The sequence below is a fragment of the Paenibacillus sp. FSL H8-0034 genome (assembly GCF_038000305.1).
Lineage (GTDB): Bacteria > Bacillota > Bacilli > Paenibacillales > NBRC-103111 > Paenibacillus_S.
On the sequence record NZ_JBBOBS010000001.1, the window covers coordinates 5,411,287 to 5,437,296 of the forward strand.

20 protein-coding genes are annotated in these 26,010 nt (G+C 48.0%); all 20 read right to left on the reverse strand.

Annotated features, from left to right (window positions below; translation table 11 throughout):
• Nucleotides 1–67: 67 nt before the first annotated feature.
• Nucleotides 68–3,979, reverse strand: coding sequence for a helicase-exonuclease AddAB subunit AddA (gene addA, locus NST47_RS24520; RefSeq protein ID WP_341157473.1), 3,912 nt, complete (start codon nucleotides 3,977–3,979; stop codon nucleotides 68–70).
• Complete coding sequence (gene addB, locus NST47_RS24525; protein WP_341157474.1) at nucleotides 3,969–7,676, reverse strand: helicase-exonuclease AddAB subunit AddB; 3,708 nt, start codon at nucleotides 7,674–7,676, stop codon at nucleotides 3,969–3,971. Before addB ends, addA begins: the two co-directional genes overlap by 11 nt.
• A 235-nt stretch (nucleotides 7,677–7,911) precedes the next feature.
• Nucleotides 7,912–8,796 carry an ABC transporter permease subunit gene (locus tag NST47_RS24530; protein ID WP_341157475.1) on the reverse strand — a complete coding sequence of 295 codons (885 nt, stop codon included), beginning with the start codon at nucleotides 8,794–8,796 and terminating at the stop codon, nucleotides 7,912–7,914.
• Nucleotides 8,793–9,752, reverse strand: a complete 960-nt coding sequence (locus NST47_RS24535) for an ABC transporter ATP-binding protein (RefSeq protein WP_341157476.1) — start codon at nucleotides 9,750–9,752, stop codon at nucleotides 8,793–8,795. The genes NST47_RS24530 and NST47_RS24535 overlap by 4 nt, the downstream gene beginning before the upstream one ends.
• On the reverse strand, nucleotides 9,749–10,939 hold the full coding sequence (locus tag NST47_RS24540; protein ID WP_341157477.1) for a hypothetical protein: 1,191 nt from the start codon (nucleotides 10,937–10,939) through the stop codon (nucleotides 9,749–9,751). The genes NST47_RS24535 and NST47_RS24540 overlap by 4 nt, the downstream gene beginning before the upstream one ends.
• 83 nt (nucleotides 10,940–11,022) lie before the next feature.
• A complete protein-coding gene (locus NST47_RS24545) occupies nucleotides 11,023–11,538 on the reverse strand; it encodes a sigma-70 family RNA polymerase sigma factor (RefSeq protein ID WP_240416947.1) in 516 nt (171 codons plus the stop codon).
• Nucleotides 11,539–11,699: 161 nt separating this feature from the next.
• Complete coding sequence (locus tag NST47_RS24550) at nucleotides 11,700–12,275, reverse strand: nitroreductase family protein (protein WP_341159745.1); 576 nt, start codon at nucleotides 12,273–12,275, stop codon at nucleotides 11,700–11,702.
• Between the two features lie 257 nt (nucleotides 12,276–12,532).
• A complete protein-coding gene (locus tag NST47_RS24555) occupies nucleotides 12,533–13,906 on the reverse strand; it encodes a class I SAM-dependent rRNA methyltransferase (protein WP_341157478.1) in 1,374 nt (457 codons plus the stop codon).
• 22 nt (nucleotides 13,907–13,928) lie between these two features.
• Nucleotides 13,929–14,627, reverse strand: a complete 699-nt coding sequence (deoC, locus tag NST47_RS24560) for a deoxyribose-phosphate aldolase (RefSeq protein WP_341157479.1) — start codon at nucleotides 14,625–14,627, stop codon at nucleotides 13,929–13,931.
• An 87-nt stretch (nucleotides 14,628–14,714) separates the two neighbouring features.
• Nucleotides 14,715–16,049: a tRNA (N(6)-L-threonylcarbamoyladenosine(37)-C(2))-methylthiotransferase MtaB gene (mtaB, locus tag NST47_RS24565; protein WP_341157480.1), complete on the reverse strand. Its 1,335-nt coding sequence runs from the start codon at nucleotides 16,047–16,049 to the stop codon at nucleotides 14,715–14,717.
• 1 nt (nucleotide 16,050) lies between these two features.
• A complete protein-coding gene (locus NST47_RS24570; protein WP_341157481.1) occupies nucleotides 16,051–16,827 on the reverse strand; it encodes a 16S rRNA (uracil(1498)-N(3))-methyltransferase in 777 nt (258 codons plus the stop codon).
• 99 nt (nucleotides 16,828–16,926) lie between these two features.
• Nucleotides 16,927–17,619 carry a site-2 protease family protein gene (locus NST47_RS24575; RefSeq protein ID WP_341157482.1) on the reverse strand — a complete coding sequence of 231 codons (693 nt, stop codon included), beginning with the start codon at nucleotides 17,617–17,619 and terminating at the stop codon, nucleotides 16,927–16,929.
• A gap of 8 nt (nucleotides 17,620–17,627) precedes the next feature.
• Nucleotides 17,628–18,611, reverse strand: a complete 984-nt coding sequence (prmA, locus tag NST47_RS24580) for a 50S ribosomal protein L11 methyltransferase (RefSeq protein WP_341157483.1) — start codon at nucleotides 18,609–18,611, stop codon at nucleotides 17,628–17,630.
• 201 nt (nucleotides 18,612–18,812) lie between these two features.
• Nucleotides 18,813–19,142: a hypothetical protein gene (locus NST47_RS24585; RefSeq protein WP_341157484.1), complete on the reverse strand. Its 330-nt coding sequence runs from the start codon at nucleotides 19,140–19,142 to the stop codon at nucleotides 18,813–18,815.
• 32 nt (nucleotides 19,143–19,174) lie between these two features.
• A complete protein-coding gene (locus NST47_RS24590; protein WP_341157485.1) occupies nucleotides 19,175–19,327 on the reverse strand; it encodes a YfhD family protein in 153 nt (50 codons plus the stop codon).
• 174 nt (nucleotides 19,328–19,501) lie between these two features.
• Nucleotides 19,502–20,626, reverse strand: coding sequence for a molecular chaperone DnaJ (gene dnaJ, locus NST47_RS24595; protein ID WP_076230099.1), 1,125 nt, complete (start codon nucleotides 20,624–20,626; stop codon nucleotides 19,502–19,504).
• A 91-nt stretch (nucleotides 20,627–20,717) separates the two neighbouring features.
• Nucleotides 20,718–22,562, reverse strand: coding sequence for a molecular chaperone DnaK (gene dnaK / locus NST47_RS24600; RefSeq protein ID WP_076230098.1), 1,845 nt, complete (start codon nucleotides 22,560–22,562; stop codon nucleotides 20,718–20,720).
• 123 nt (nucleotides 22,563–22,685) lie between these two features.
• On the reverse strand, nucleotides 22,686–23,267 hold the full coding sequence (gene grpE / locus NST47_RS24605) for a nucleotide exchange factor GrpE (RefSeq protein WP_341157486.1): 582 nt from the start codon (nucleotides 23,265–23,267) through the stop codon (nucleotides 22,686–22,688).
• Nucleotides 23,268–23,366: 99 nt separating this feature from the next.
• Nucleotides 23,367–24,905 carry a TCP-1/cpn60 chaperonin family protein gene (locus NST47_RS24610; protein WP_341157487.1) on the reverse strand — a complete coding sequence of 513 codons (1,539 nt, stop codon included), beginning with the start codon at nucleotides 24,903–24,905 and terminating at the stop codon, nucleotides 23,367–23,369.
• Nucleotides 24,902–25,924 carry a heat-inducible transcriptional repressor HrcA gene (gene hrcA, locus NST47_RS24615; RefSeq protein WP_076230095.1) on the reverse strand — a complete coding sequence of 341 codons (1,023 nt, stop codon included), beginning with the start codon at nucleotides 25,922–25,924 and terminating at the stop codon, nucleotides 24,902–24,904. The genes NST47_RS24610 and hrcA overlap by 4 nt, the downstream gene beginning before the upstream one ends.
• Nucleotides 25,925–26,010 lie beyond the last annotated feature (86 nt).

The window sequence follows — 26,010 nt, forward strand, 5'->3', positions numbered from 1 at the left end:
TAAATGTCATCTGTACCCATTATACAGCAGATATAGTTAGGTCTTGTCAAAAAAATGGTTGCTCGGATCACAGCTCCAGCAATCTTGCACCATCAAATAAAAAGATATATTTCCCCTTCACTGGCCGTTTCCAGATCGTTTCCACTGCGTTCGCATACAATTCGATTTGCTGTCTATGGCGCTCTTTGATCATATCTACAGAAGTACCACTTCCATCTGGAACACGGTCCGTTTTGAAATCAATCAGAACAAGCCCGTCTGCTTCTACAAACAAGCAATCGATCATTCCCTGCAGCAAAACGATGTCCGATGACTGCGAATCGGATGAATCAGAGTCTGCATAGGCCACATTGGCAGGAATTCCATAGCTGAAGGGAACCTCACGATATACCTCGGACGCATGCAAAAGGCGTTGTCCCACATGGCTGCGAAAGAAAGCTGCGATGACTTCAGGCTCCACCACTTGACTCTGCTCGTTTGTGATAAGCTCTCTCTGTACCATATCATCAAGAGCTTCCTGCACATCCTGTATCGAAGGCTCATGGGTAATCGGAATATACTGCATCACAGCATGAAACACGGTACCACGCTCTACTGCATTTATTTTCTTCTGCTCCATAAATCGCGGACGCCTGACAATGACGGGCTGATAGACCGGGCTGCTCGCTTCCGCTGCCTCTGGAAAAAGCGTCTCACCGGATTCTTTTTCCAGCAGGCGGACATGCTCGGACTGCCGTTTTAATTCAGTGACAGAAATTTTTGAAGGCAGTTTGGATGCTTGGGCTTCAGGATATGTCCATGCCAGTTTATGCGCAACTTCATATTCCCAATACTGTCCTTCTTCTACATACTCTAATCCAAACACGGATCGCTTTTGTTGTTCATCAATAGCTGCTGTAACGGCTGCTTGGGCATGCGCGGCAGCATGCTCCGGTCTAATGATCTGCACCTGCCACAGGGAGGTTTCCTTGTTCATAAATTCAGGCGGCTTGCTGCTAATACCCGCTTGATGACGCAGCGATGCCCCGCTCGGATGGCGCATGATCGCGGGTCCGATCCAATCCATATATGAGCGCGCACTTGAGACAGCGGAATCCGGCAGCAGCAGCTTATCATGATCCACATACCGTGACCACTGATGCAGCAGCTTGTCTGCCCCTTTGACCGTAGCCAGGATATACAGCTTCTCTCGTGCACGCGTCAGTGCTACATAAAGCACACGCATCTCTTCAGCGATCATTTCCATACGCTGCTTGCGCCGGATAGCGAGCCATGGCAGTGTGGGATAGCTGATTCTTGCTGCTGCATCGGTATACTTAGGTCCAAATCCAAGATCCTTATGAACCATAAAAGCCTCAGTCAGATCGCGCATATTGAATCTTTTGGACATTGCCGCACAGAAAACAACAGGAAATTCCAAGCCCTTGCTTTTATGGATCGACATGATCCTCACCACGTTTTCCTGTTCACCGAGAGCTCGAGCGGTACCAAGGTCTCCCCCATTGTCCTTCATCCGTTCAACAAAACGCAGAAACCGAAACAACCCGCGAAATGACGTTGCTTCATATTGACGGGCACGATCATACAATGCCCTTAAATTGGCTTGACGCTGCTGACCACCGGGCAGCCCTGCAACAAAATCAAAGAAGCCGGTAACCCGGAAAATATTCCAGATCAAATCTGCCAATGCACCGTGTCGCGCCTCTTCCCTCCAGCCATCCAAAAGAGCCATAAAAACGCGAAGCTTGTTTTGCAAGTCTCTATCGATTGCAAGCTTTCCGCCAGGTCCGGATTCATGTGCTCCCTCAATCGCATACAAGCACATCGCTTCGTAAAAGGAGCCCTGACTGCTGGCAATGCGGATACATGCAAGCTGCTCTGTTGTCAACTGAACGATTGGTGAGCGGAGCACGGAAGCAAGCGGAATATCCTGAAAGGGATTATCGATTAACTTTAACAAGGATAATACGACCTCGACTTCCATCGCGGAAAAATACCCCGTATTCAGCTCTGCATAAGCAGGAATCCCCTGCTGCCGCAGCTCCTCAATCAGAACGGGCGACCACTGCTGGGTCGCTCTTAGCAAAATAACGATGTCGCGATAAGTCACATCTCGCGGACCCTTCTCCGATTTGTCATATACCTGAAAAGTACCCTCGCCCGTCTGTCCAAGCATTTTATGAATTTGAGCCGTAATCATTCTTGCTTCAAGCTGTACCGTCTCCATCTCACGCGCCTCTGCGGCAAGGTCGATTCCAGCATCCGTATCGTACCCCTCAGTCAGACTGTCTGAGCCCTGATCTGACGCCCCCGTCTCCTGATCCGCATCTTCCGTCGCTCTCGATGCTTCAAGCTCCTCAGAGCGGTCTATAAGCAGCAGCTCGATGGCTTCCGAGCCATTCGTCTCAGTGTTCCACTCCGGGTAATAATCAGCTCCATATTTAAGCTCAGCCCGGTCATCATAGTCAATTTCACCAACCGCTTCACCCATGATATGCTTGAATATATAATTGACTCCATTCACAACAGACGTACGACTGCGAAAATTACGGGCCAAGTCAATACGCTGTCCCGGGACGGTATCATCACTTGGATAGTTTTTATACTTCTCCAGAAACAAACCAGGCTCCGCCAGCCGAAAGCGGTAAATACTCTGCTTAACATCTCCGACCATAAACCGATTGCCCGGCAGCTCACGCGATATAAAAGCAACAATCGTTTCCTGCACACGATTCGTATCCTGGTACTCGTCCAGCAGCACCTCGACATAGCGATCCCGATAGCCCTTAGCAATCTCGGACGGTCCCATTTCTCCGCTTACCGGATCTACATCGGACAGCAGCTGTAAACAAAAATGCTCCAGATCCCCAAAGTCAACAAGCCCCTTAGCCTGCTTGGCAGCCTGATAGCGATTGCCAAATTCGATAACCAGTTCCACCAAGGCACTCATTAAAGGTGCCAGCACCAGCAGCTCTTCCTCATATTGCTCGGTTGTTCGGCCAAAAAGCTCCTCTGTCAAATCGGACAGCTGATCCTTGGCTTTGCTTCGTAAATCCTTGACCTGCTCCTGCAGTTGCTTGTCGTAATCGGAGCCCTTGCAGGGCTTGAGCTTCCCAAAGGAAGCGCCTTGAAAAGACTCGTAAAGGTGTTCCCACGAGTAATCGGCGACCTGCTGCAAATAAGCTATGGCTTCCAGATCCTCATGCAAATTAAATAAATATGGTGAGGGCCCCCCAGGCTGCTCAGCCAAATGGATTGCTTCCTGCAGCAGTGCGGATATTCCCTCCAGCTCCATTCGAACCGAAGCCAGCAGCCCTGGAATCCAGGGATTAGGTGTATCGGCATCCCGATTGAACATAGCTGCAGTTTCCCTCAACCATCGCTCAGGCCAAGGATGACTACGCGAATCATCGTAAAGCTTTTGTACGAGTCGATAAAGTGCATCATCCGTTTTCTCACCGCTAAACCATTCAGCCAGCTTCCAAAAATCACTATCCTCTGTCGAGCTGCCATATTGCTCCTCGAATAATTCCTCTATCAAATCCTGACGCATCAGGTCACTTTCAGTTTCATTGGCAATACGAAAGCCCGGGTCCAGTCCGACCTTCTGGTAATGAGTGCGAATCACCTCCAGGCAAAAGGAATGAAGTGTCGTTATCGACGCTCTTCCCATTAACGCTAACTGTCTGCGCACATGATCGGAGCCGGGGTTACGCTCCAGCTCCTTTTCCAGCGCTTCGCTGATCCGATGTCTCATTTCAGCAGCAGCAGCATTGGTGAATGTCGCTACCAGCAGCCTGTCTACATCAACCGGCTCTTGCTCCGCTGAAATGCGGCGGATGATCCGTTCAACCAATACCGCTGTTTTACCTGAACCGGCAGCTGCTGCAACGAGCATGTCATGCCCGTGTATCGAAATGGCATCCCATTGATCCTCCGTCCACGAGGTTCCTTCTGGTTTTACGGTTCTATTGATCATCGTTCACACCTTCTTTTCCTTGTAGAGCTTCAGGCTGCTTCATAAACGGCTCAGCTCCGACCTCTTCCTGCTCCTGTATATCGATCACTTGCTTGGCTTTCGTCCGCCGGAAGGGTACTACATGCAGATCACCTTTTGCCTCCAGCCTTTCGTTCATCAGCTCCAAGGCACGATCTTTAGCGACAGGCAGCAGGAGCTTGTACTCATTGGCTTCGAATTGAGTATCGAATTGACATACCGATTTATAGGAGCAATGCGTACAGGCCTTGTCCACACCCATACGATACGGCTCAATTCCGACATCACCGCCAGTCATGGCGCTGCCAATCCCTTCAATCGTATGGCGCACATAATCACGGAGTGTATTCCACTGCGCATCGTCGGCAACAGAGGAAGATTTATAAAAGCTGCCATCCTTTTTGAGTGCGACTGGAATGAGCTGGGAGTGCCCGCTGGCTTCAATCAACCCACCGTCCATCAGCGTTGCAGTTTCGGGATCAGCGCGAAGCAGCCCCTTCATTTTATAACGTTTGCGGAGCTCTTCATCGGCTTTTTCGGTTGATATTCTGTTCTTCATCTGCAGCAGCGGGTTATGTACGTGAAAATACAGCACGCCTGCCGGCTTGGCTTCTATACCCAGCCATGCTTTGGAATGGGTAAGAATAACGTCCAGATAAGTCAGCATTTGCAGCGATAGGCCATAATACACCTCAGAGAGCAGCAGTGCGGTTGGACTCGATTTATAATCTATGACACGTAGCAGCGTTCCCTGCTCCGTGTCTGCGCGGTCTACTCGGTCTATGCGGCCCCGTACCTCCATACGTATACCATTGGCAAGCTGATATGATAAAGGGGGTATGGTCTGCCCCGTTCCGAATCCAATTTCCAGACCCACCGGCTGAAACTTTCCACGTCGTGCGTGCTCACCCAGCATCATGGCAGCCCGACCCACAACCTGCTTAAGCTTGCGGGCTATATAATGATGTCTATTGGAGCTGAGCAGAATTTCACTTTGTAATCGAGGAGCCAACAAATCCACCACATTGCCAGCCAGATTCATGCAATCCTGCGAGCTAAGCTCCCCCCAATCGCTGCCTTGGTTCGACACCTCTACGGCAAACGAGCTGAGCGCAGCATGAAACAGCTGTCCGATATCCGGTGCTTCCAGCCGATGAATACGGCGCTCCTGAAGCTTCAGGCCATGCGATGAAAATTGTGAGAAAGGACAGGCAACAAAACGCTCCATTCGGGACACACTCGACAAAATATGCTCCCCATACAACAGTCTGCTTGTAGTCGGGCTTAATGTCTTTGCCTCGTTAGTAAACTGCAGCGACTGCATCAACGCTTTTAACCGCCCGCCCCATTCCGGCTGCTCAATAAGCCAATTGTAGACGGCCCACCAAACCGGCGGCATCGGCTCTCCGTTCAGCCAGGACTTAAGCTTGGCAAGCAAATAGCTGAGAGCTTTGGATGGATGCTCCACATATTCCAATTGTTCCTTCATGCTCATAGTCCCGGTCGGCTCCATCACAAGCAAACGCTCCCCTACAAAGGGAAACATTCGCTTCATCTGCCTAATAATTTCTGAGGGCAGCAATGTTTTCCCTTCCTCGTCAGCCAGTGGATAACTGAGCCACAAGCAGCTTGAAGGCGTGCAAAATGTACTGTAAATCATGAACATTTCATCGAGCAGTCGACGACGTGCACCATCTGCCATCATCAAGCCCTGATCGGACAAGGACTCGCGTTCGTGCTCGGACAGCACCCCGTTCTCACTGATTTTGGCTGGAATAATTCCTTCGTTAACACCCAGTACAAATACATGCTTTACGGCTCCTGTTCGGGTACGATCCATGCTTCCGATCAGCACCTGATCCAGAGAGGGCGGAACATGTCCCAACCGGATGCTTTCCATACCCGCCTCCAGCAAGCTTGCGAACGTTTCCGCAGATAGTTCCTCCTCTTTCAGAAGCTCAACCATCTGATCCAGCATTTCAATAATCCGTTCCCATATTTGGGCGTGTTCCCGCGCCTTCTCAGGATTTCCCTCCTGCAATGCAGCCTGACTCCAGCTCTCCAGCCTTTCAGGTACATGCAAATCGATTAAAAGCTGGTATAAGGCGGTTACCTTATCCGTAATCCGTACTGTTTTCTTCATCCGCTCTTGAAAAGCATGCAGCGGTTGGGCGACGAGGCTGCGACATGCATTGATTTTGCGCAGGTGAACGGTTTCTCGCTCCGTTGTTATTACATCGGGCTGCTCTACGCTTGCGCGAAGTGAATAGGTCCAAGGCTTCCCATCAAACCACCTGGCACCTTGAATGCCAAAGGCAAGCACATAATTTTCTAATTGATCGAGTTCGTGGCTGCCCGGCTGCTCAGTGCTTGTTTCACCCTCTACAGGCAAAAAGAAGCCGGTTTTCACACAACGAAACACAGCATCGTATTTCCAGTAATGCAGAATAACGTCCATCGAAGAACGTATCAGCTCTACCAGCGGGTGATGCATGATGGTTCTCTTGGAATCAAAAAAGTGCGGAATGCTGCAATCGTTAAAGGTACCAGCCAATAGCTCGCCGTATGCTTCAGTATTACGCAGTGTAACGGCAATATCACGATACCGCAGTCCTTCTTCACGAACCAGCTTCAGAATATCACGGGCAACCCCTTCCACCTCGGCTCTGCGATTAACGGCCGCTGATAATTGGAGCTGCTGCTTTGGCGTTTCAGCACTCTTAATATCGCCGCGATTCATCTCTCCAGACGGGACGTAAGGCCGCTTCAGACGCTGCTCAAAGGATTGTTCCATATAAGCGAGCATCGGACTGCTCACGTAACGAAACGGCGGCTGCGAGGGTAACAGAATCGTCTCCTGCTCAGCCAGTCCCAAATGATCCAAACGTTCCTTTAGCTTTAACATTGTTCGTGCTGTACGATGAAATAAGTTCAGCTCATGCAGCTTATCGCCCAGCTTATAGGCTTTATCCAGGGTCAATGTAATCTTAACGTCGCTGCAAGCGGCAGCCAGGCCTTCGATCGCCGCCATTTCCTGTGGCGTGAAGCCATGAAACCCATCAATCCAGCACACGGCGTCCTTAACATATTGAGACTTGGGGAGCTGCTCGGCCAGCAGTGTCAAATAATCTTCACCATCGAGATAGGCTCGGGAAAGCTCTGCTTCGAACTCGCCATAAACCAGCTGCAGGTCATGCAGCTTGTCAGCCAGCATTGGAGATGCCTGACCCTCACCTGATGTCCCTGATACGAACACGGCAAGGCCTTCCGAGGTGACACAATGGCGCTTGAACTCATTAAACAAATCAGCCAATTTATCAATAAAACCCATCTGATCAGCCGAGGACTGAAACAGCTTAAGCCGTTTACGATGTTTATGTAGGATATGGTGCAACAGAAGCCTTTTCCCAATATCATCAATGGGCAATCTCGCTATTCCGCCTACTTCCTGCATAATACGCAGAGCAAGCCTGCGAAAGCTAAGCACCTGAGCACGCATCGTTCCTCCAAGCTCTGGAGAAGATGCCAATGCATACTCGGCTTGAAAGGTAGCCTGTTCCGGTACTAATAAAATAAGCGGCCTTCCGCCGGGGGATTCAATTAATTGATCGGTCATGCTGCGCAAGCAATATGTACTTTTGCCAGTGCCAGCTCTGCCCAGTATAAATTGCACAGCCATGTACTTCTCCTCCTAAACCTCTACATCCTCTGAAAGTGCACTATTCCTGTTATCTGTACATTGTTGCCGTTCTGTTCATTGTATCAAAATTTGGTGTCATACCAAAAGGAATGTAATGGATGTATTATACCACATAAGCACAAATAAGAACATTTGTTCTTATTTTATAAAATATAAAAGCCCCGCTATCCTTTTCAAAGGACACGGAGCTATATATTCTGCTTTATTTTCCAACTTACAAATCTTTTCTTTGAAATATCCACATCCCAAGCACCAGTGCAGCCAAGGTATAACAAGCGGTGTATAATAAAAAAAGGTTTGTTGGCTCCTGACCAAACCCGAATGGTCCCAGCGATTGATTAATATTCATCAAACCCGTTATATCCGATAAAGAAAACATTTCAGACAGCATTCGCTGTTGAATGGAATCCGCCGGCATAATCAAGGACATCAGCCCCGCTATCGTTTTGAGAGGCTGTAGAGAAGCATCTCTACGCAATAAGCTTCCGGATACCTTCTCAATCATGCCGCCCAACCACCCTGCACCAAACAGCATCGTCATAAATACACCATTACCCAGTGCCGAAAATAGACAAGAGCCAAGCATAGATACCGATACCAGCAACGGTACTACCCATGCAAAAAGCACAAATGATTTCACGAGCAGCAGCCAATCCAAAGGAATTGCCGCGTGGTAACGCGCTACGAGCATGATAGAAACAAATAGCAGAAGGGCGTAGCCAATTCCCAGTGTAACGTAACCGATCCATCTGCCTGCATACCAGCGCCATCTGGCTAATGGCCGCGGCAGCAGTGCAAGGAGCACACCTTGCTCTGCTTCTCCTGCTACTGAAGAGAAAGAGCTGAATATCGATAGAAAAGCAGTTACGAAGGAGCCAAAGAAAAATCCAAGCGCAAGAATCATCGAGCCCAGCTTGAAGCGTTCGATCAGATAAGAGACCGATTGCTCAGAACCGCCTCCATTTGTCCGCAAATCTGCGCCAATCGTTTGCGCTACGAACCAAAAAGCTACCATGAATACCGTAGTCATCAGTAAAGTTAATAGCATCACACGCTTGCGCAGCATTTCTTTCCAGGTCATGGCAATAATCGTTGTCATATGTGCTCCCCCCTATGACTGATTCCGGTGAGCGCACCGACAAACCACTCGTCCAAACGTGCTTTCACTTTATGCACTTCATATAAGGTAAGCCCTTGTTCGACGACCAGACTGTTCAGCCAGCCGATCTGCTCGTCATCTTCGAGCTCTGCTTCCAACCACACGATATCACCCTCTGAATCCGAAGGGTTGTCCACCTTCACGATAGACAATCCGGTGTTCTCCACAAGCCACGATAAAAAAAACGGCGTAAATCCGCCGACGCGAAAGCGCCAACGGATCGATTCCTGAAGAACCTCTGCTACCGTACCTGTCTGCAAAATGTCACCATTATTTAATAAGGCAACCCGGTCACACAACAACTCGACATCCTCAAGTAAATGCGAGTTGAGAAAGATTGTTTTCCCCTGACTGCGCAGCCGCTGCAGCATCACCCTTACTTCGTTGCGGCCTATCGGATCCAGTGCCGAAGAAGGCTCATCCAGAAAAATAATCTGCGGATCATTAATCATGGCACATGCCAAGCCGAGCCGCTGCTGCATGCCTTTGGAATAATGTTTCACACGGTCCCGTCCACGGAGACCAATTCCCACTTCATCAAGCAATCGTTTGATAGCAGGCTTGGATTCCGAATCCTTCATACCGCATAGTCGGGCATGAAGCTGCAGTACTTCCTCCCCGCTCAGCCATTCCTGATAGCGGTACAGCTCCGGCAAATAACCGATATGCCTGCGTGCCTCCAGAGAGCCAATAGGCTCTCCGAGAATAAATGCACGACCACCACTTGGACGAATTAATCCAACCAGCATTTTAACAAATGTACTTTTACCTGCTCCATTCGGACCGAGGAAGCCGAATGCCTCACCCTGACCGATCTGAATCGTAATCTCGCGGCAGCCGCGACCGTTGCCGTAGTCCTTCGTCAGCCCTCTTGCATCCACGACCGCATTTTTCATAATTGAGTCAGCTCGGTTAGTTGATCAGTAAAGGCTTGACGGTTTGCAAATACTTCTTGCCCGCCACTCAATGTGAATAATTGTCCATTTTTCACCCAGGTGGCCATATAATGAACATACTTACCTGAGCTGCTTGTCGTCATAATGATATCCAGGTTGTTCAGCTTTAGCTTCTCCGATTGACCATTTGTCACGACTGGCAACGGAACTGCGCCTCCACTTAATACATTCGTTTGCTGCAGGCTTTGCTTCAGACTATCCGGCAAAAGCGGGAACTGAAGCAATGCATCATAGGCCTCGGCAATAGGAATTGTCGGATCTACGGTGATAACAGGCACTGGCTGTTGCGAGAAGGAATAGCCTGGCTTATCTTTTATACTTGTATAAATATGCACCGATTCACCGATTTCAAGCGTGATCGGCTTACCATCAATCGATTGTGGAAGCAGCTTTTTCGCTCCGAGACGAAGCATCGTTTTGTTTACTTCATCTACCTTCAGCTTGAGTGTAATGGCATTGGATGGCGAGATATACAGCTTTTGCTCCTTGGCATTCCACTCCTTTGGAACCACGATACTGCGTCCGAGCAGCTTGGAAGCTTCAACAGCAGTCAGCTCACCCGATTTATTGCCAGATACCTGTGTGAAATCACCAAACTTATTGGCGGATTCACGTGTTTCCCCATTCGTAGCGTTATAAAACAGCTGCTGCAGATCATTTTCATTAACAACGGTAACCTGCTGCATACGAAACTTGTTCAAAATGGATGCGAGTGCCTCATTTCCTATAGGTGTAGCTATAACGCCAACCAACAGGCATGCTGCAGTTGCGATGCAAATTCGCTTGTTATTGCGGCGTATCCAGCTGCTGAAGACTCCTGCACGATTGTGTTTCTTCCGTTCCTCCGGCGTTAGCTTGGCATCTGAATCATTCCATGCAGGTTGGCTCGATTGAAGTGGCGGTTGAATCATGTAGTCTGCTCCCAGTGCCTGAGTCTGTTGTATGTCCAGCTCACTCACCGCTGCAGCTTCCTCATTACGATCAGCCATAGCTCTTTGCCCTAACAGCAGCCATTGCGGTTGATCGCCCTCTTCTTGAAGGGAGGCTTGCAGCCTCTCCCAGGCAGCGCTTGTAAGTTTCTCTTCGTTCTTCGGATCATTCGCTATAGTTGGTTTCAATCTTGTCAACAGTTTTCGCCTCCTTGGCAGTTCACATTTCCAGATCCTTGCTTGTATCTATCCATGTTTTTCGATGATCTTGCAGCCTTATGTCAGGTATGCGTTCGTGCTTCAGCATGTCGTTTTAGCTTGGCGGTTGCCCGGTTTAACAATGTTCCGACGAGCGGTGGGTTCACCTGGAGCTGCTCGGCTATTTCAGCATAGCTGTATCCGGAATAACGAAGCAGCAGTGCATTGCGGTCACGCTCAGGCAGCTGGTCCAGCCAATCACGAACTTCCTCCTGATCCAACTGTCGAATAAATGTCTGCTCATTGGATGCACCCAGTTGTTCGGCAGTCTGCATATATTGCTCCTGTTTTTCCTGAAGCTTCCGCTCACGCGCTTGTTTATTCAGATGATCGTAACCAATACGAGTCAGCACCCGATGCAGCCAGGCGCCAATAACTTGCGGCTCCTCCGGTGGATTGCGATATAATCTGAGAAAAACCTCCTGTGCCAAATCCTCTGCTATAGCTTCATCACGCACGAGCGCCACCAGCTTTCGACGCACTGACGGATAATGTGTATGAAAAACTTCTTTAAAGTAATCGTTTGTAGGATGTTGCAATCGATTATCCTCCTTTCAGCTGCAGCTATATATAAGACGAGTACCAGGCTTATTTTGTATCAAACTTCAAAAAATAATAGAAATAATGTCACCTAACGACAAAAAGACCCCTCTGTCAAAGAGAAGTCTGCTTCGAAATTATAGTCATTTATCGTTACTATTTACTCATGTGAGATCCATACGGTTTTCGTCTCATAAGGCACTCTTTTACCAGTAAGCTGAGGCATATCCGGGTAGCCAATATAAATAAGACCTACCAATTCCTCCGACTCCGCAAGTCCAAACGCCTGCTTCATACGCTGATGATACATGGGATCGCCTGAACGCCAAATGGTGCCTAAACCCAAAGCATGAGCAGTAAGCAGCATATTCTGAGCGGCTGAATGGGCAGCAGCATATTCCTCGATCCGGCTAACCTTCGGATCTGTTGAAGGAGAGACGGCGATGGCAATTACAAGGGGAGCACGAAAAGCTTTCGCTCTCGATTTGCTGCGAATAGATTCCAGTTCCTCCGGTCCGAGCCCTTGAGCTGCCTCTGCAGCAATATCCGCATAAGCCTGACCGAGTACACCTCTTCCTTCACCTGTTAGTACAAAAAAACGCCAAGGCTCAGTAGCGTGATGACTGGGTGCCCAGGAGGCTGCTTCAAGTAATAATTCGATCTTTTCCCGTTCAACCGGATCCTGCTTAACCCTACCGATACTGCGCCGTTCTCGAATGGCTTCCCATATATTCATCGAAATATGTACGGATTGATTCACAATAAAACCTCCCTTAATAGGTAAACTGCACTTGACAAGCCCTTGACTGGCTCCATAAAAGACATCAGCCAACTTCATTTGAGAATGATTATCAATATTATCTATTATATAAGCCCTATCCATACAATTCAACCGTTATCTCCATTTACTAGCTGGCGAGAACGGGCTTACCTATTTTGACAGGCAAAAAACCGCCGCTTTTCTGAAAGAAAGCGACGGCTTGTTGGTGGAGCTTATCTACTTCTCACTTCAAAGATCGCAAATTTCAAATAATGACCTTCATCCACGCCTAAAATCCTTGGGTGATCCTTGCCTGCTGCCCGGAATTCGATCAGCCTGAGTATCTTCTTGGCATCAACTGCCGCGGCATGTATAGCTTCAAGAAACAAATCGGGCTTCATATGATAAGAGCAGCTGGCTGTAACTAGATAACCGCCTTCATTTACTAGCTTCATCCCATGCAGGTTAATATCCTTATATCCCCTGATTGCACCTTCGACTGCAGTTCTTGTCTTGGCAAACGCCGGTGGATCGAGAATGACTACATCCCAGGTTCTACCCCCAGACTGCAGCGGCTGGGAGGTATCAAGCTTCTTGCGATCTGCAAGAGCTCTTTCCTGTCGCTCATCCAATCCCTTAGTCTGTGTACGCAAATATTCGAATGCATCCGCGACCACGAACTCTACGCGATCCTCAAAGCCATTAAGTCTGACATTGTTTCTGGCGCTTTCAATCGCATGCTCGGAAATGTCGAGGCAGGTTACTTTCTTGGCACCATATTTGCAGGCATTCAAGGTAAAGCTGCCCGTATGAGAAAAGCACTCCAATACGGTTGCTCCATCCCAGAGCGGGAAGGTTACAGCCTTGCCATTTGCATTAACTGGCGTTTTCACAAATGCTCCCGAACCATCAGGATCGGGCAAGTCCTTCAATTCGATCCCGCTGCGCTTACCCCAACCGACCATAAGTGGAGCAATTGCGGCTCTGTTTTCACGCTGGTCAAAGAAATAGCCGGTTTTCTGACCTTCCATAATGTCGATCTCCAAGCTCAGCCCATTTTCCATGATCCGAACATGCCTTGGACATTCGCCATATAATAAGCCCTTTTGCTGCTTCAAGCCCTCCAGTTCGCGAACAGACACATCGCTGCGTTCATATATTCCCGAAGGCTGAACAACTTCGACAAGAGCTGAAATAATCGCTTCGCGTGCACTATCCATTCCCAGTGTTAGCAGCTGCACGACAAGCACATCCTCGAAACGATCCACGATCAGCCCTGGCAGTCGGTCCGCTTCTCCATAAACAAGCCTGTAAGAGCGTGCTTCCGGCACAAAACGTTCTCGATGCTCCAGACAAATTTTAATTTTCTCAACAAAAAAATCATGCGTCATGGCCTCCAACGGCTCATAGGAAACAATCCGTACCACAATTTGCGAAGTCGGGTTCCAGTAGCCCGTGGCTAAATATTGTCCATTATGCGTATGTACCGAAAGCAATTGACCAGCAACAGGTTCGCCTTCTGTTCGTTCCACTTCGGATTGAAAAATCCACGGATGTCCCGCTTCAAGCCGTCTTTTACGTTTTTTATCCAAATATACGGCAGCCATTCGGGGCCTCCTCATTTTAATATTAATAAGACGATGAGCTCGAAGTACCTTTCATAATTGCAACACCAGAGCTCGTTCCCAGACGGGTTGCTCCAGCTTCAATCATGCTCAGAGCTGTAGCTAGATCACGAACAGCGCCAGAAGCCTTCACCCCGATGGACGCAGATACATTCGCCCGCATCAAGCGTATATCCTCAGCGGAAGCACCACCAGGTCCAAATCCGGTCGATGTCTTTACATAATGCGCTCCAGCTTCTTCAGAGAGTCGGCAGGCTGTGATTTTTTGCTGCTCATTCAAATAACCGGTTTCAAAAATAACTTTCACAATAGCACGGTCTTCTACTGCCTTTACCACACCGCGAATGTCCTCACGCACAGCATCCTCATTACCTTCCAGCAGTTGTCCTACCTGCAGCACCATATCGATTTCTGACGCTCCGGCCTCAACCGCTTGAGCAGCTTCGTAAGCCTTGACTGCCGGATTAGTGGCGCCTAACGGAAAGCCGCATACCACACTGATGCGCACATCGCTGCCTTCTAGTAGCTTTTTACACAAAGGCACCCAAACCCCGTTCACACAAACACTGTAAAAACCATACTCCATTGCTTCCTCGCACAGCTTTTGTATAGCTGCTGATGTAGCTTCCGCCTTTAGAAGCGTATGATCGATATATGATGGCAGCTGCCTCAGATCCAATTTCAGCCCTTCCATTTCACTCATTCCATCCACCCCGATTTCTATTCAATTAAAAAGAAAGATTTCACTCTTATATCAGAATGAAATCCCCCATTCATACTGCACTTCAATTTAAACGATAGCCCGTGCAATTTCCGGTATAAGTATTTGTTCCCCGCGGCATTCATTAACACCAGCTTCAACAATCTTAACCTGACAAATACGCCCGATTGAATCCTTGCTGCCTTCAAATACGACCTGCAAATAGTTGTCCGTGTAGCCCATAATGATGGAATCTGCCCGGCCTTTATTGCCATTCTCCGGTATCACTTCCAGCACGTGACCGACGAATTTTTGCGCATAGGTTAATTGCATCTGCTCCGACAAATCGATCAGCTCGTGTACACGCGTGTTTTTCAATTCCTCATCAACCTGGTCCTCCATGCGAGCAGCAGGTGTTCCTGTTCTTTGGGAATAAGGAAACACATGCATTTCGGAGAACTGCATCTGCTCCATAAACCTTTTCCCATTCATGAACATCTCGTCTGTCTCACCTGGGAAGCCGACAATCACATCCGTGGTTATGGCGACATCCGGCATAATTTCACGAATTCGCTTGATCTTCTCGCCAAACTCGGCCGTCGTGTATTTGCGGCGCATTCTGGCCAACACCTGATCGTCACCAGCTTGAAGCGGAATATGCAGATGACGGCACATTTTGTCTGAATGCTTCAGCACATCCAGTACCTCATCCGTGATTTGACTGGCTTCAATGGAAGAGATACGAATGCGTTTAAGACCCTGCACCTTGTCCAAATCCCAGAGCAGCTTGGCCAGACTGTAGTTCTCGATATCCTCGCCATAGCCGCCCGTATGAATCCCTGTCAGCACAATCTCCTGATAGCCTGCATCCACCAGCATTCTCGCCTGCTTTAGTACACTCTGAGGCTCCCTGCTGCGCATAAGTCCACGGGACCAAGGAATGATACAGAACGTACAGAAGTTGTTGCAGCCCTCCTGAATTTTCAGAAAGGCTCTTGTGTGATCTGCAAAATCCGGTACATCCAGTTCTTCGAACTGGCGGGTTTTCATAATATTGCGGACCGCATTAATCGGCTGACGCTCCTGAACCAACTGCTGCACATACGGAATGATTTTATCCCGGTCCTGTGTCCCAATAACCAGGTCAACACCCGGTATCGCCAAAATTTCCGCTGGAGAGGTTTGCGCATAACAGCCTGTAACCGCAACAATGGCTTCCGGATTACGGCGAATCGCGCGTCGGATCATCTGTCTGCTTTTTTTATCGCCCGTGTTGGTTACCGTACAGGTATTGATTACATATATGTCAGCGGACGCTTCAAAATCTATCTGCTCATAGCCTTCGTGCTTGAATAGCTGCCAGATCGCTTCCGTATCATAAAAATTCACTTTACAGCCTAATGTATGAAATGCTACTGTAGGCATTCTAATTTCCTCCCATCTCGCCGGATTCGTACAAAATACAGGTTAATCCGACCATAGCTGCCGTTTCTGTTCGTAAAATACGTTTGCCCAGGCTGATCGATCGACACCCCGCCGCTTCCGCTGCTTCCACTTCTCGTTCACTAAAGCCACCCTCTGGTCCTACGATGAGCATCAGCTTTATTTTATTAGTGGAAGTCTCTGTTACCTGCCTGCTGGCCAAAGCCGCTTGAATTTGCTGCCTAAGCTGCAAGCCATTTTCCTTCTCATAACAGATCCAGGCCGCATCCGCTAAGCCAACCTGCTGAAGTAAAGCTTTCCAGGTTAAAGGTGTGTCCACCACAGGTACACGGTTGCGATGGGCTTGCTCGGCCGCTTCCTTGGCAATTTTTTGCCAGCGTTCAACACGCTTGCCTTCTTTCTTCGCATCAAGCTGGACCACAGTTCTCTCCGATATAAAAGGAATGAACCGGGCAGCGCCGATTTCCGTCCCCTTCTGGATAACGGTTTCCATCTTGTCGCCCTTGGGCAAGCTCTGAGCGATCCATACCTCTACGTTCGCCTCATGATTCATCGATAATAGTTCTACAATATCGGCTGTTACCTGATCTTTATCCAACTCGCGAATACGCACCAGTGCCTCACGGCTCTCACCATCGCTGACAATGACCTGCTCGCCTTCTTTTGCACGCATCACTCTAACCAAATGATGAGCGTCATCGCCGGAAATCGTAACCATGGCTTCAGTAAATTGCTCAGGTGCAATAAAATAACGCTGCATGTTCTTCTCTACTTTCTATTATTCAAAATATCAACCTACATCATACTATGATTGTCCGCAAAAATCTACACACTTCACACTGCTGATCACGGACGGAAGCTACATGCGCAGCACGCCGCCCCCAAAGATATGTACGGCAACCCAATTAAAAGCAGCAAGTATAGTCCATTGAAATTCAAAAATCGGTCCAATCGTTACATTCCGAATCGGTGGTATGAAGAACATAAGCAGAATTGCGTAAAACAACCATTGCTGATAGGATCTCATTTTTTCCGCCCAGGCACGCGGCAGCAAATCCTCCAAAATCCGGTAACCGTCAAGCGGCGGGAAAGGAATTAAATTCAGGATAAACAGAAAAATATTTTGCATGATCATCAAACTAAAAAATAACTTAATTGCTTTTACCGTACCGACTGAAAAACCGTCAATGACATGACCCTGCAGCAGCGCATAAAAAATAATCAAGCTGATGAAGGCCAACACCAAATTGCTTAACGGACCAACGAGAGACACAATGATACCCATCACGCGCGGACTTTTGAAACGAGCCCGATTTACAAGCACTGGCTTCGCCCAGCCTACACCGATAACCAGGAAAAAAATCATCCCCAGCCAATCGATATGTGACCGCGGGTTCAGAGTTACCCTGCCCATAGAACGTGGAGTTTCATCTCCAAAACGGTCAGCAACTATCGCATGGGAAAATTCATGAATTGTAAAACCAATTAATAAAACGAGAAACACAAACGGCATTTGCTCAACAGGAAACGCTAAAAAAGAACTGAAATCCATACATTCACCTACAGCTTTCTAGCTATAATAACGACCCAAGCCTGATCCTCAATCTGTTCTGTAACTGTAAAACCAACGGCTCTAAGTCCTTCCTCTACAAGCTCCGCTTTACTGCTAATCACACCGGAAACGACATACACGCCACCAGCCTCCAAAACATCATACACTTCCTGAACGAACAACAAAATAATTTCAGCCAAAATATTCGCAACAACGACCTGTACTGGCACACGTACACCAAGCGCAGAGGCTTTCTCGCTATCTCCAGAAGCACTTTCATTCAGCACCTGAAGTAAATCGCTTTGCTTGACCGAAATCAGACTTGTCAGTCCATTCAGCGCTGTATTGTCCAGAGCACTTTCGACTGCAACCGGGTCCAAATCTACAGCAAGTACATGACGAGCGCCCAGCTTGGCCGCAGCTATCGCCAATATGCCTGAGCCGGTACCGACATCAATCACATCGTCGCCTTCTTTAATCACGGTCTCCAATGCACGCAGGCACAGAGAGGTTGTTGCATGAGTCCCTGTTCCAAAGGCCATTCCCGGGTCAAGCTCAATGATCAACTCATCCGTTTCTGGCGTATATTCCTCCCAGGTCGGCTTAATCGTCAGCCGCTCGGAGATCCGTACCGGCTTAAAATATTGCTTCCACGCATTCGCCCAATCCTCATCATCAACTTCCTTCAATCCAAAGGTCGGATTACCCGTATCGATATCATACTCGCTTAGTTGGGCCACAGACTCTTGCAGCCTTTCCATGACGTCAGCCATATCAACATCCTTGGAGAAATACCCTTGAATCACCGCAAAACCTTCGGGAATATCATTCAAAGGCCGATCATACAGCTGTCCGAACGACGTATCCCGTTCCTTGTTCAACGTCCCCGACTCTTCAATCGATACGCCACCAGCACCCAATTCATGAATAAAATTTGAAACCATTTCAATTGCCTCTTCGGTTGTATACACCGTTACCTCATGCCATCGCATGTTTGAATCCTCCCTAGAGCTTTGCATAGCAAAGCTTTCTTCGTAAGCGTTACTAAGTTTTTGCTTCAGCAAAAACTAGCATCGTTAGCATATATGTGAGCTTTGCACAGCAAAACGCTCGAATGCACATTGTTCCCAGTATACAACACTTCGGCACAACAAAAAAGCTTCCGTCGAGGAAGCTTCTGCTAATTCCTATACCTAGATCACGCCACCGCCATCGCGAACCACTCGTACTGCCTGCTCATAGCTTTCCTCATCAATAAGTGCCGTAAGTGCCGTTAAAAGGGTATCCAGCCTGCCACCCGCGTCAGAAGCCGTATCCTCACCTTCAAAGCCGACTGAACTTGTCATGGCGGTATCTGCATTTCCTTCTTGCAGCATGTCCCATCCCGCATCTTGATTAGATAAAGAGTTCGAGCCCACCTGATTGATTTGAACGTCCTTCACCCGTAGTGCCTTCAGCTTTGTAATGATACTTTGTGCTTCTGCTGACGAATGAAAATATGCATGCATGCTTTTTTCAGCCAACGCTGCCTCCTCCTTTCACAGAGCAATCAGTATCAGGATTCCTGACGTTGATCAGCCTCGGACGCACGTTCTGATGCAATCCTGTCATTTTCATCGGCAAATTCAGCGTTATAGTCTACATCTTCTTTTTTGGCGATCGGTAACTGATTTCTGGATGTTTTTACACTTTTTTGCTTATTTTCCATTAGTATGGCCTCGCTTTCTTCTTTCGAATGGGTTAACTGCATACCTCAGTATTGTTTACCAAGTGAGGCTGGCTATACAAAAAAACAAAATACAAAAAAGCACATCAAGCTTCAATCAGCCTGATATGCCTACGATTACTGCAGATTACCAATTTTCAAATCAATTTATGGTTATCATTCACCTAAAATAGCTTTTTTCACTTTTTCAAAAAAAGATTGATTCTGCTCGTGTGTATGCTCACCGCTTTGTCGTGAAAATTCACGAAGCAGCTCTCTTTGCTCTTCATTCAAGCTGGTCGGCGTTACAATAATCACCTTGACATGCTGATCACCTTGACCATAGCCGCGTAAACGGGGAACACCCTTGCCTTTTAAACGGAAGTAAGTATCCGTTTGGGTACCAGCAGGAATTTTCAGCTTCACTTTTTCGGTAAGCGTCGGAATCTCGATTTCGTCGCCAAGTGCAGCTTGAGTAAACGTCAACGGAATCTCGCAATAAATATCATCATTCTCACGCTCAAAGAAGTCATGAGGCTTGACGCGAATCACAACATACAGATCACCTGAAGGACCGCCCTTGGAACCAGCTTCACCTTCTCCAGTAACACGCAGCTGAGCACCATCATCAACACCAGCAGGAATGTTCAAATGAATGGTACGTTGTTTCTTCACTTTACCTGCACCATGGCAAGTTGTACATTTGTCCTTGATGGTTTGACCCTGACCATTACAAGCCGAGCAAACGCGACGGTTGACGATTCTGCCGAACGCCGTATTTTGTACGACCTCCTGCTGCCCGCTGCCTTTACAAACTGTACATGTATCCGGCTTCGTGCCCGGCTTCGCTCCATTGCCATGACACGTATCACAAGTTTCCGTACGCGGGATTTGAATATCCATTTCCTTGCCAAATACGGCTTCCTTGAACTCGATCGTCATCGTATACTGCAGATCGTTACCGCGCTGCGGCGCATTCGGATTCCGTCTTTGTCCTCCACCTTGACCACCAAAAAACATATCGAATAAGTCGCCGAAGCCGCCGCCAAAATCAGCACCGCCTGCGCCGCCCATTCCCTGATTGGGATCTACATGGCCGAAGCGATCGTACTGCGCCTTTTTCTGATCATCGCCCAAGACGTCGTAAGCTTCTTTTGCTTCCTTGAACTTGGTTTCCGCATCAGCGGCTTTGTTCACATCAGGGTGATATTGGCGAGCCATTTGACGATATGCTTTTTTGATCTCGTCCTGCGAGGCGTTCTTGCTCAGACCAAGAACCTCGTAATAATCACGTTTACTCATCGTTCCACTCCTATTCTTCTAACCACAAACGGAAAGTCAAAGCCTGTAAACGGCTTTGACCTTCATCTTGCCTATGTTTTTCAAGAATAAATTAAGACTTTTTGTTCTCGTCAACAACCTCGTAGTCAGCATCAACAACGTTATCTTTTTTTGCTGAATCGGCTTCGCCTTGAGCACCCGGTTGACCCGCTTGCTCTTGTTGGGCAGCTTGCTCATACAGTTTCACAGACAGTTGTTGAACGATCTCTGTCAATTCGTCAGTTGCTGCTTTGATTTCGTCCAGGTTGTCGCCTTCCAGCGCCTTTTTAACTTTTTCCTTACCTTCGTTCGCTTTGTCGATTTCGGCCTGATCTACCTTGTCGCCAAGATCCTTGATTGTTTTATCAACCGAATATACCAATTGATCTGCTGTGTTGCGTGCTTCAACAAGCTCTTTACGCTTACGATCTTCGTCAGCGTTAGCTTCGGCATCTTTCATCATACGATCAATTTCTTCATCCGACAACCCACTGGAAGAAGTTATTGTGATTTTGTGACTTTTGCCAGTTCCTTTATCCGTTGCATTAACATTAACAATACCATTGGAGTCAATGTCAAAGGTAACTTCAATTTGCGGAATACCGCGCGGAGCCGGAGGAATATCACCAAGCATGAAGCGTCCCAGTGTTTTATTGTCATTAGCCATTGCGCGTTCACCTTGAAGCACATGAATTTCTACGCTTGGCTGATTATCGGCATAGGTTGTGTAGACTTGAGATTTGGTAGTAGGAATTGTTGTATTCCGATCAATCATCTTCGTAAATACGCCACCAGCTGTTTCAATACCCAAAGACAATGGAGTTACATCCAACAATACGATATCTTTCACATCACCAGTCAATACGCCTGCTTGGATAGCTGCGCCAAGAGCTACGACTTCATCCGGGTTAACGCCTTTGGAAGGCTCTTTACCGATCAAACGTTTTACAGCTTCCTGAACGGCAGGAATACGTGTGGAACCACCAACGAGAACGACTTTATCAATTTGGTTAGCTGTCAGACCCGCATCACTCAAAGCTTGACGTGTCGGTCCTAATGTTCTTTCTACCAAAGCAGATGTAATTTCATCAAATTTGGCACGAGTCAGGTTGATCTCCAAATGCTGAGGAACTCCGTCTACTACCGTAATAAACGGCAGGGAAATCGTAGTTGTCAATACACCGGAAAGTTCTTTCTTCGCTTTTTCTGCTGCATCCTTCAAACGCTGTACAGCTGCCTTGTCTTTGCTCAGGTCGATGCCTTGCTCTTTTTTAAATTCAGCTACCAAATGATTGATTACCAATTGGTCAAAGTCGTCACCGCCCAAACGGTTGTCACCACTGGTTGCTTTTACTTCAAAGATACCATCGCCCAATTCCAGAATCGAAACGTCAAAGGTACCGCCGCCAAGGTCATAAACCAGAATCGTATGGTCTTCGGATTTCTCGATACCGTATGCCAGTGCGGAAGCAGTTGGCTCATTAACGATACGCAGAACTTCAAGACCTGCGATTTTACCAGCATCCTTGGTTGCTTGACGTTGGCTATCATTAAAGTATGCAGGAACGGTAATAACGGCTTGTGAAACCGAAGTACCCAGATAAGCTTCAGCATCAGCTTTCAGCTTTTGCAGGATAATTGCGGAAATTTCTTGAGGCGTGTAGTCGGTGCCGTCAATAGATTCCTTATGATTCGTACCAATGTGACGTTTGATTGAGCTGATAGTACGGTCCGGGTTCGTAATTGCTTGACGTTTGGCAGTTTCGCCAACGATCCGCTCGCCGTCCTTCTTGAAGCCTACAACTGATGGAGTTGTACGGTTACCTTCTGCGTTAGGAATAACAACGGCTTCGCCGCCTTCCATTACCGCTACGCAAGAGTTGGTTGTTCCTAAGTCAATACCGATTACTTTACTCATTATAGTAAACCTCCTAATAGTTTTTATGCCAGTAAAACACGAACACAATGACTATACAAACAGTCCGCATGCCTGCGGTTGTACTTATTATCATTGGAGGAGCTAATCCATGTAATATAAATCCTAAGAGCTTACTTGAACCATTGCCGGGCGCAGCACCCGATCTTTGAGCAGGTAGCCTTTTTGAATTTCACTGACAATCATACCTTCTTCATATTCATCTGATTCAACTTGCATAATGGCTTGATGGAATTCTGGATTAAATGGCTGTCCAACTGATTCCATCTGCTTCAGGCCTTCACCTGCGAGAGCCTGGTCAAGCTGACGGTAGATCATATCCACACCCTTCAAAAGTGCTTCATAATCATTACTTTCCCTGCCTGCAGCCAATGCACGTTCAAAATTATCAATAATAGGTAAAAGCTGCTCAATCACCTTTTGGGAGGCGTATTTCGCAAACTCTTCTTTCTCTTGACGGGTTCTTCTTCTAAAGTTGTCGAAATCAGCTTGTGTCCGTAAAGAACGTTGGTAATTTTCTTCCGATTGTTGGCGGAGCTGCAGCAGCTCCTGTTCTTGAGGATCAGCTTGCTCGGATTGAGCCGCTTCATTTTCAAAGGAAGTGTTAACTGCTTCTTCGGTATATTTAGCATCAGCTTGTTCAGCTTCTGCGTTACCATCAAAATTTTTGTTATTTTCTGTACTCAATGTCTGTCACCTCCTTAATCAAATCTACATGACTCTATATTAACCATGCATGTGAGCTTTAAGCAAGTTTGAGCTTCCACTCAACCTGCTGACGGGTTATTACTCTTCCGCACGCGGCTTCATCTTGATGACTGTATGTATGCGCAGAATCGCAGCAGCAACCTCACCAGCAGCATGCAGCGCATGCAATTTTACATCAGCCGGATCGACAATGCCATATTCAAGCATATCAATGACTGTGCCATTATCGCAGTTCACACCCAATGAGTCGGACCCAGAAGCAATTTGCGCCGCTTTGACTTCCTCCACCTTTTCCAGTGGATTATAACCCGCATTGACAACGATTTGGGCAAGGGGCTTACGCAAGGCCTGGGCAACGGCTGTGATCCCGAAGCCCTCCATCCCCTGCACGGTCTCACGCAAACGGTCCAGTTCATACGCGGCAGACAGCTCTGCAGCGCCGCCGCCAGGCAAGCATCCGCCGCGCAGCGCAGCCTGCATGGCAGCCGCAGCGTCCTTGGCAATACGCAGACGCTCGCCAACAACCTCGCTCGTGCTTGCACCAACAATGACGGTCACCTGTGCGCGTCCTCTGCCTTCGGATATGCGGACGCATTCCAGACGCTCATCGTATGACACACGACCGGCGAAGCCCAGATAGCCTGCCAGCTCATTAGCCGGCTTATACAGCCCGCTTCGGCGTATCGGACGTGCTCCGGTATACTCGCTTACAAGACGGAGCTCACGGCGCGGAACCCGCTGTACGACCATGATTCCGTGATCGGTGCAGAACTGCTCCGCTTCGGCGTTAACTCCGCGATCTGCGAGTATAAGCCCAACCTTCAGCTCGAGAAGCTTATTGAGCGACTGACGAAATTGCTCCTTCAGCTGCATCTGCTTCTGAAAGCCAGCTTCAGTCATCAGCGCTTCTTCATCGATCACTTCCGGCTCAAATGCATCCTGTATGATCAGGACCGAGGCTGGGGCGGTTGGGAAATCCGTTTGCGCATTAGCAGGTATCTTTTGTATAAGCAGCCCGGGCCATACCTCGCTAACCGCTTTTTTATGTGAAATCACCACATCGGCAAAACGAAAGCTGTCTTCTTGAAGCTTATTTGTACCCAATTGGTGAGCACCTTCAAGAATAAGCTTCGCCAAATCCGTATGCTCACGCCCTGCTATATAAGCAATCCGGTACAGGAGCGGGTCATCCAGTCCATTAATCATTCGACTGCGCCGCGCAAGAAGTTTGATCGCAGCAGCAATTCCTTCTTGAATCCCTTTGACGATTTTGGCTACCGGTACGCCCCTTGTCACCTGCGCTACACCTTCTGCCACCAGGGCTCCGGCAAGCACAGTCGCGGTAGTTGTACCATCGCCAACATGCTCTTGCTGTGAACGTGCAACCTGAATCAATAAACGCGCAGCAGGGTGGGTCACATCCATCTTTTCCAAAATGGTTACACCGTCATTCGTAATGATGACTTCGCCCTGTGCGCCCACGAGCATCGTATCTAGTCCTTTGGGACCCAGCGTTCCCTCAACTGCAGAGCAAATGGCCCGAATCGCCCCTGCGTTGTTGAGTATAGTAGCAAACGTGTCATCGCCTTCACTTGAGATCGGCTTTACCGGATTCATTTGTACCATCGCTCCAGAACTAACGTCATATCTTTGGATAAATGAGTCAGAAGATTCATAACCTTGCCATAATCCATACGAGTCGGTCCAAGAATACCTATCGTACCGAGATTCTTGCCTTCTATCGTATAAGAAGCAGTAATCAAGCTGCAGTCATTAATCGCAGCCACTGTATTCTCGCTGCCTATTCTCACCTGGATGCCTGCTCCGGTACCTGTAAACAGCTTCACCAAAGCGGGTGTCTCAGCCAGCAGATCGAGAATGCTTTTAACCTTTTCCATATCCCTAAATTCAGGCTGTGTCAACATATTCGTTGTACCACCGAGAAATATCCGGTCTTCCTCACCTTGATCAAGGACGCTGTTAAGCATTGTAAGCAGTTCCTCATAGCCTGACACGTAGCTGCGCATTTCCTCGCCGATCTCAGTGTACAGCTTGGATTTAAACTGCAGTAAAGGCACGTTCTGCATACGTGCATTTAATAGATTGACGAACTTTTCAATCTCTGACATCGGTATACCTTCAGGGATTGTCACGGTTTTGTTCTCGACCTGTCCACTGTTCGTAACGATAATCGCCACAGCCGTCCGTTCACTTAAGGGAACGATCTGTAAGTGCCGTAGCGTTGTATTGAACATCTCGGGACCCATCACAATGGAGGTATAGTTGGTCAAATTCGACAATATGGAAGCCACATGTTGAATGACTTGCTCCATTTCCTGCATTTTTTCCGCAAAAAACAGCTTTAAGACATCGACCTCTTGGTTGGCAATTCCGTACGGAATCAGATGATCCACATAATAACGGTAGCCTTTATGAGAAGGAATACGGCCTGCCGATGTATGTGGCTGCTCCAGAAATCCCATTTCTTCCAAATCGGACATTTCATTACGTATCGTAGCAGGGCTGAATCCTACATTTCCTCGTTTGGAAATGCTTCTGGAGCCAACCGGTTCTGCCGAACGGATATAGTCGTCTACAATGGCACTAAGTATTTGGCGTTGGCGTTCGGTTAGCATGTTCAACCCTCCAAAGTTATTCATAATAATGGATCCGGTTAAGATCTTGTTCTATTCATATGTTAGCACTCATATCTGTCGAGTGC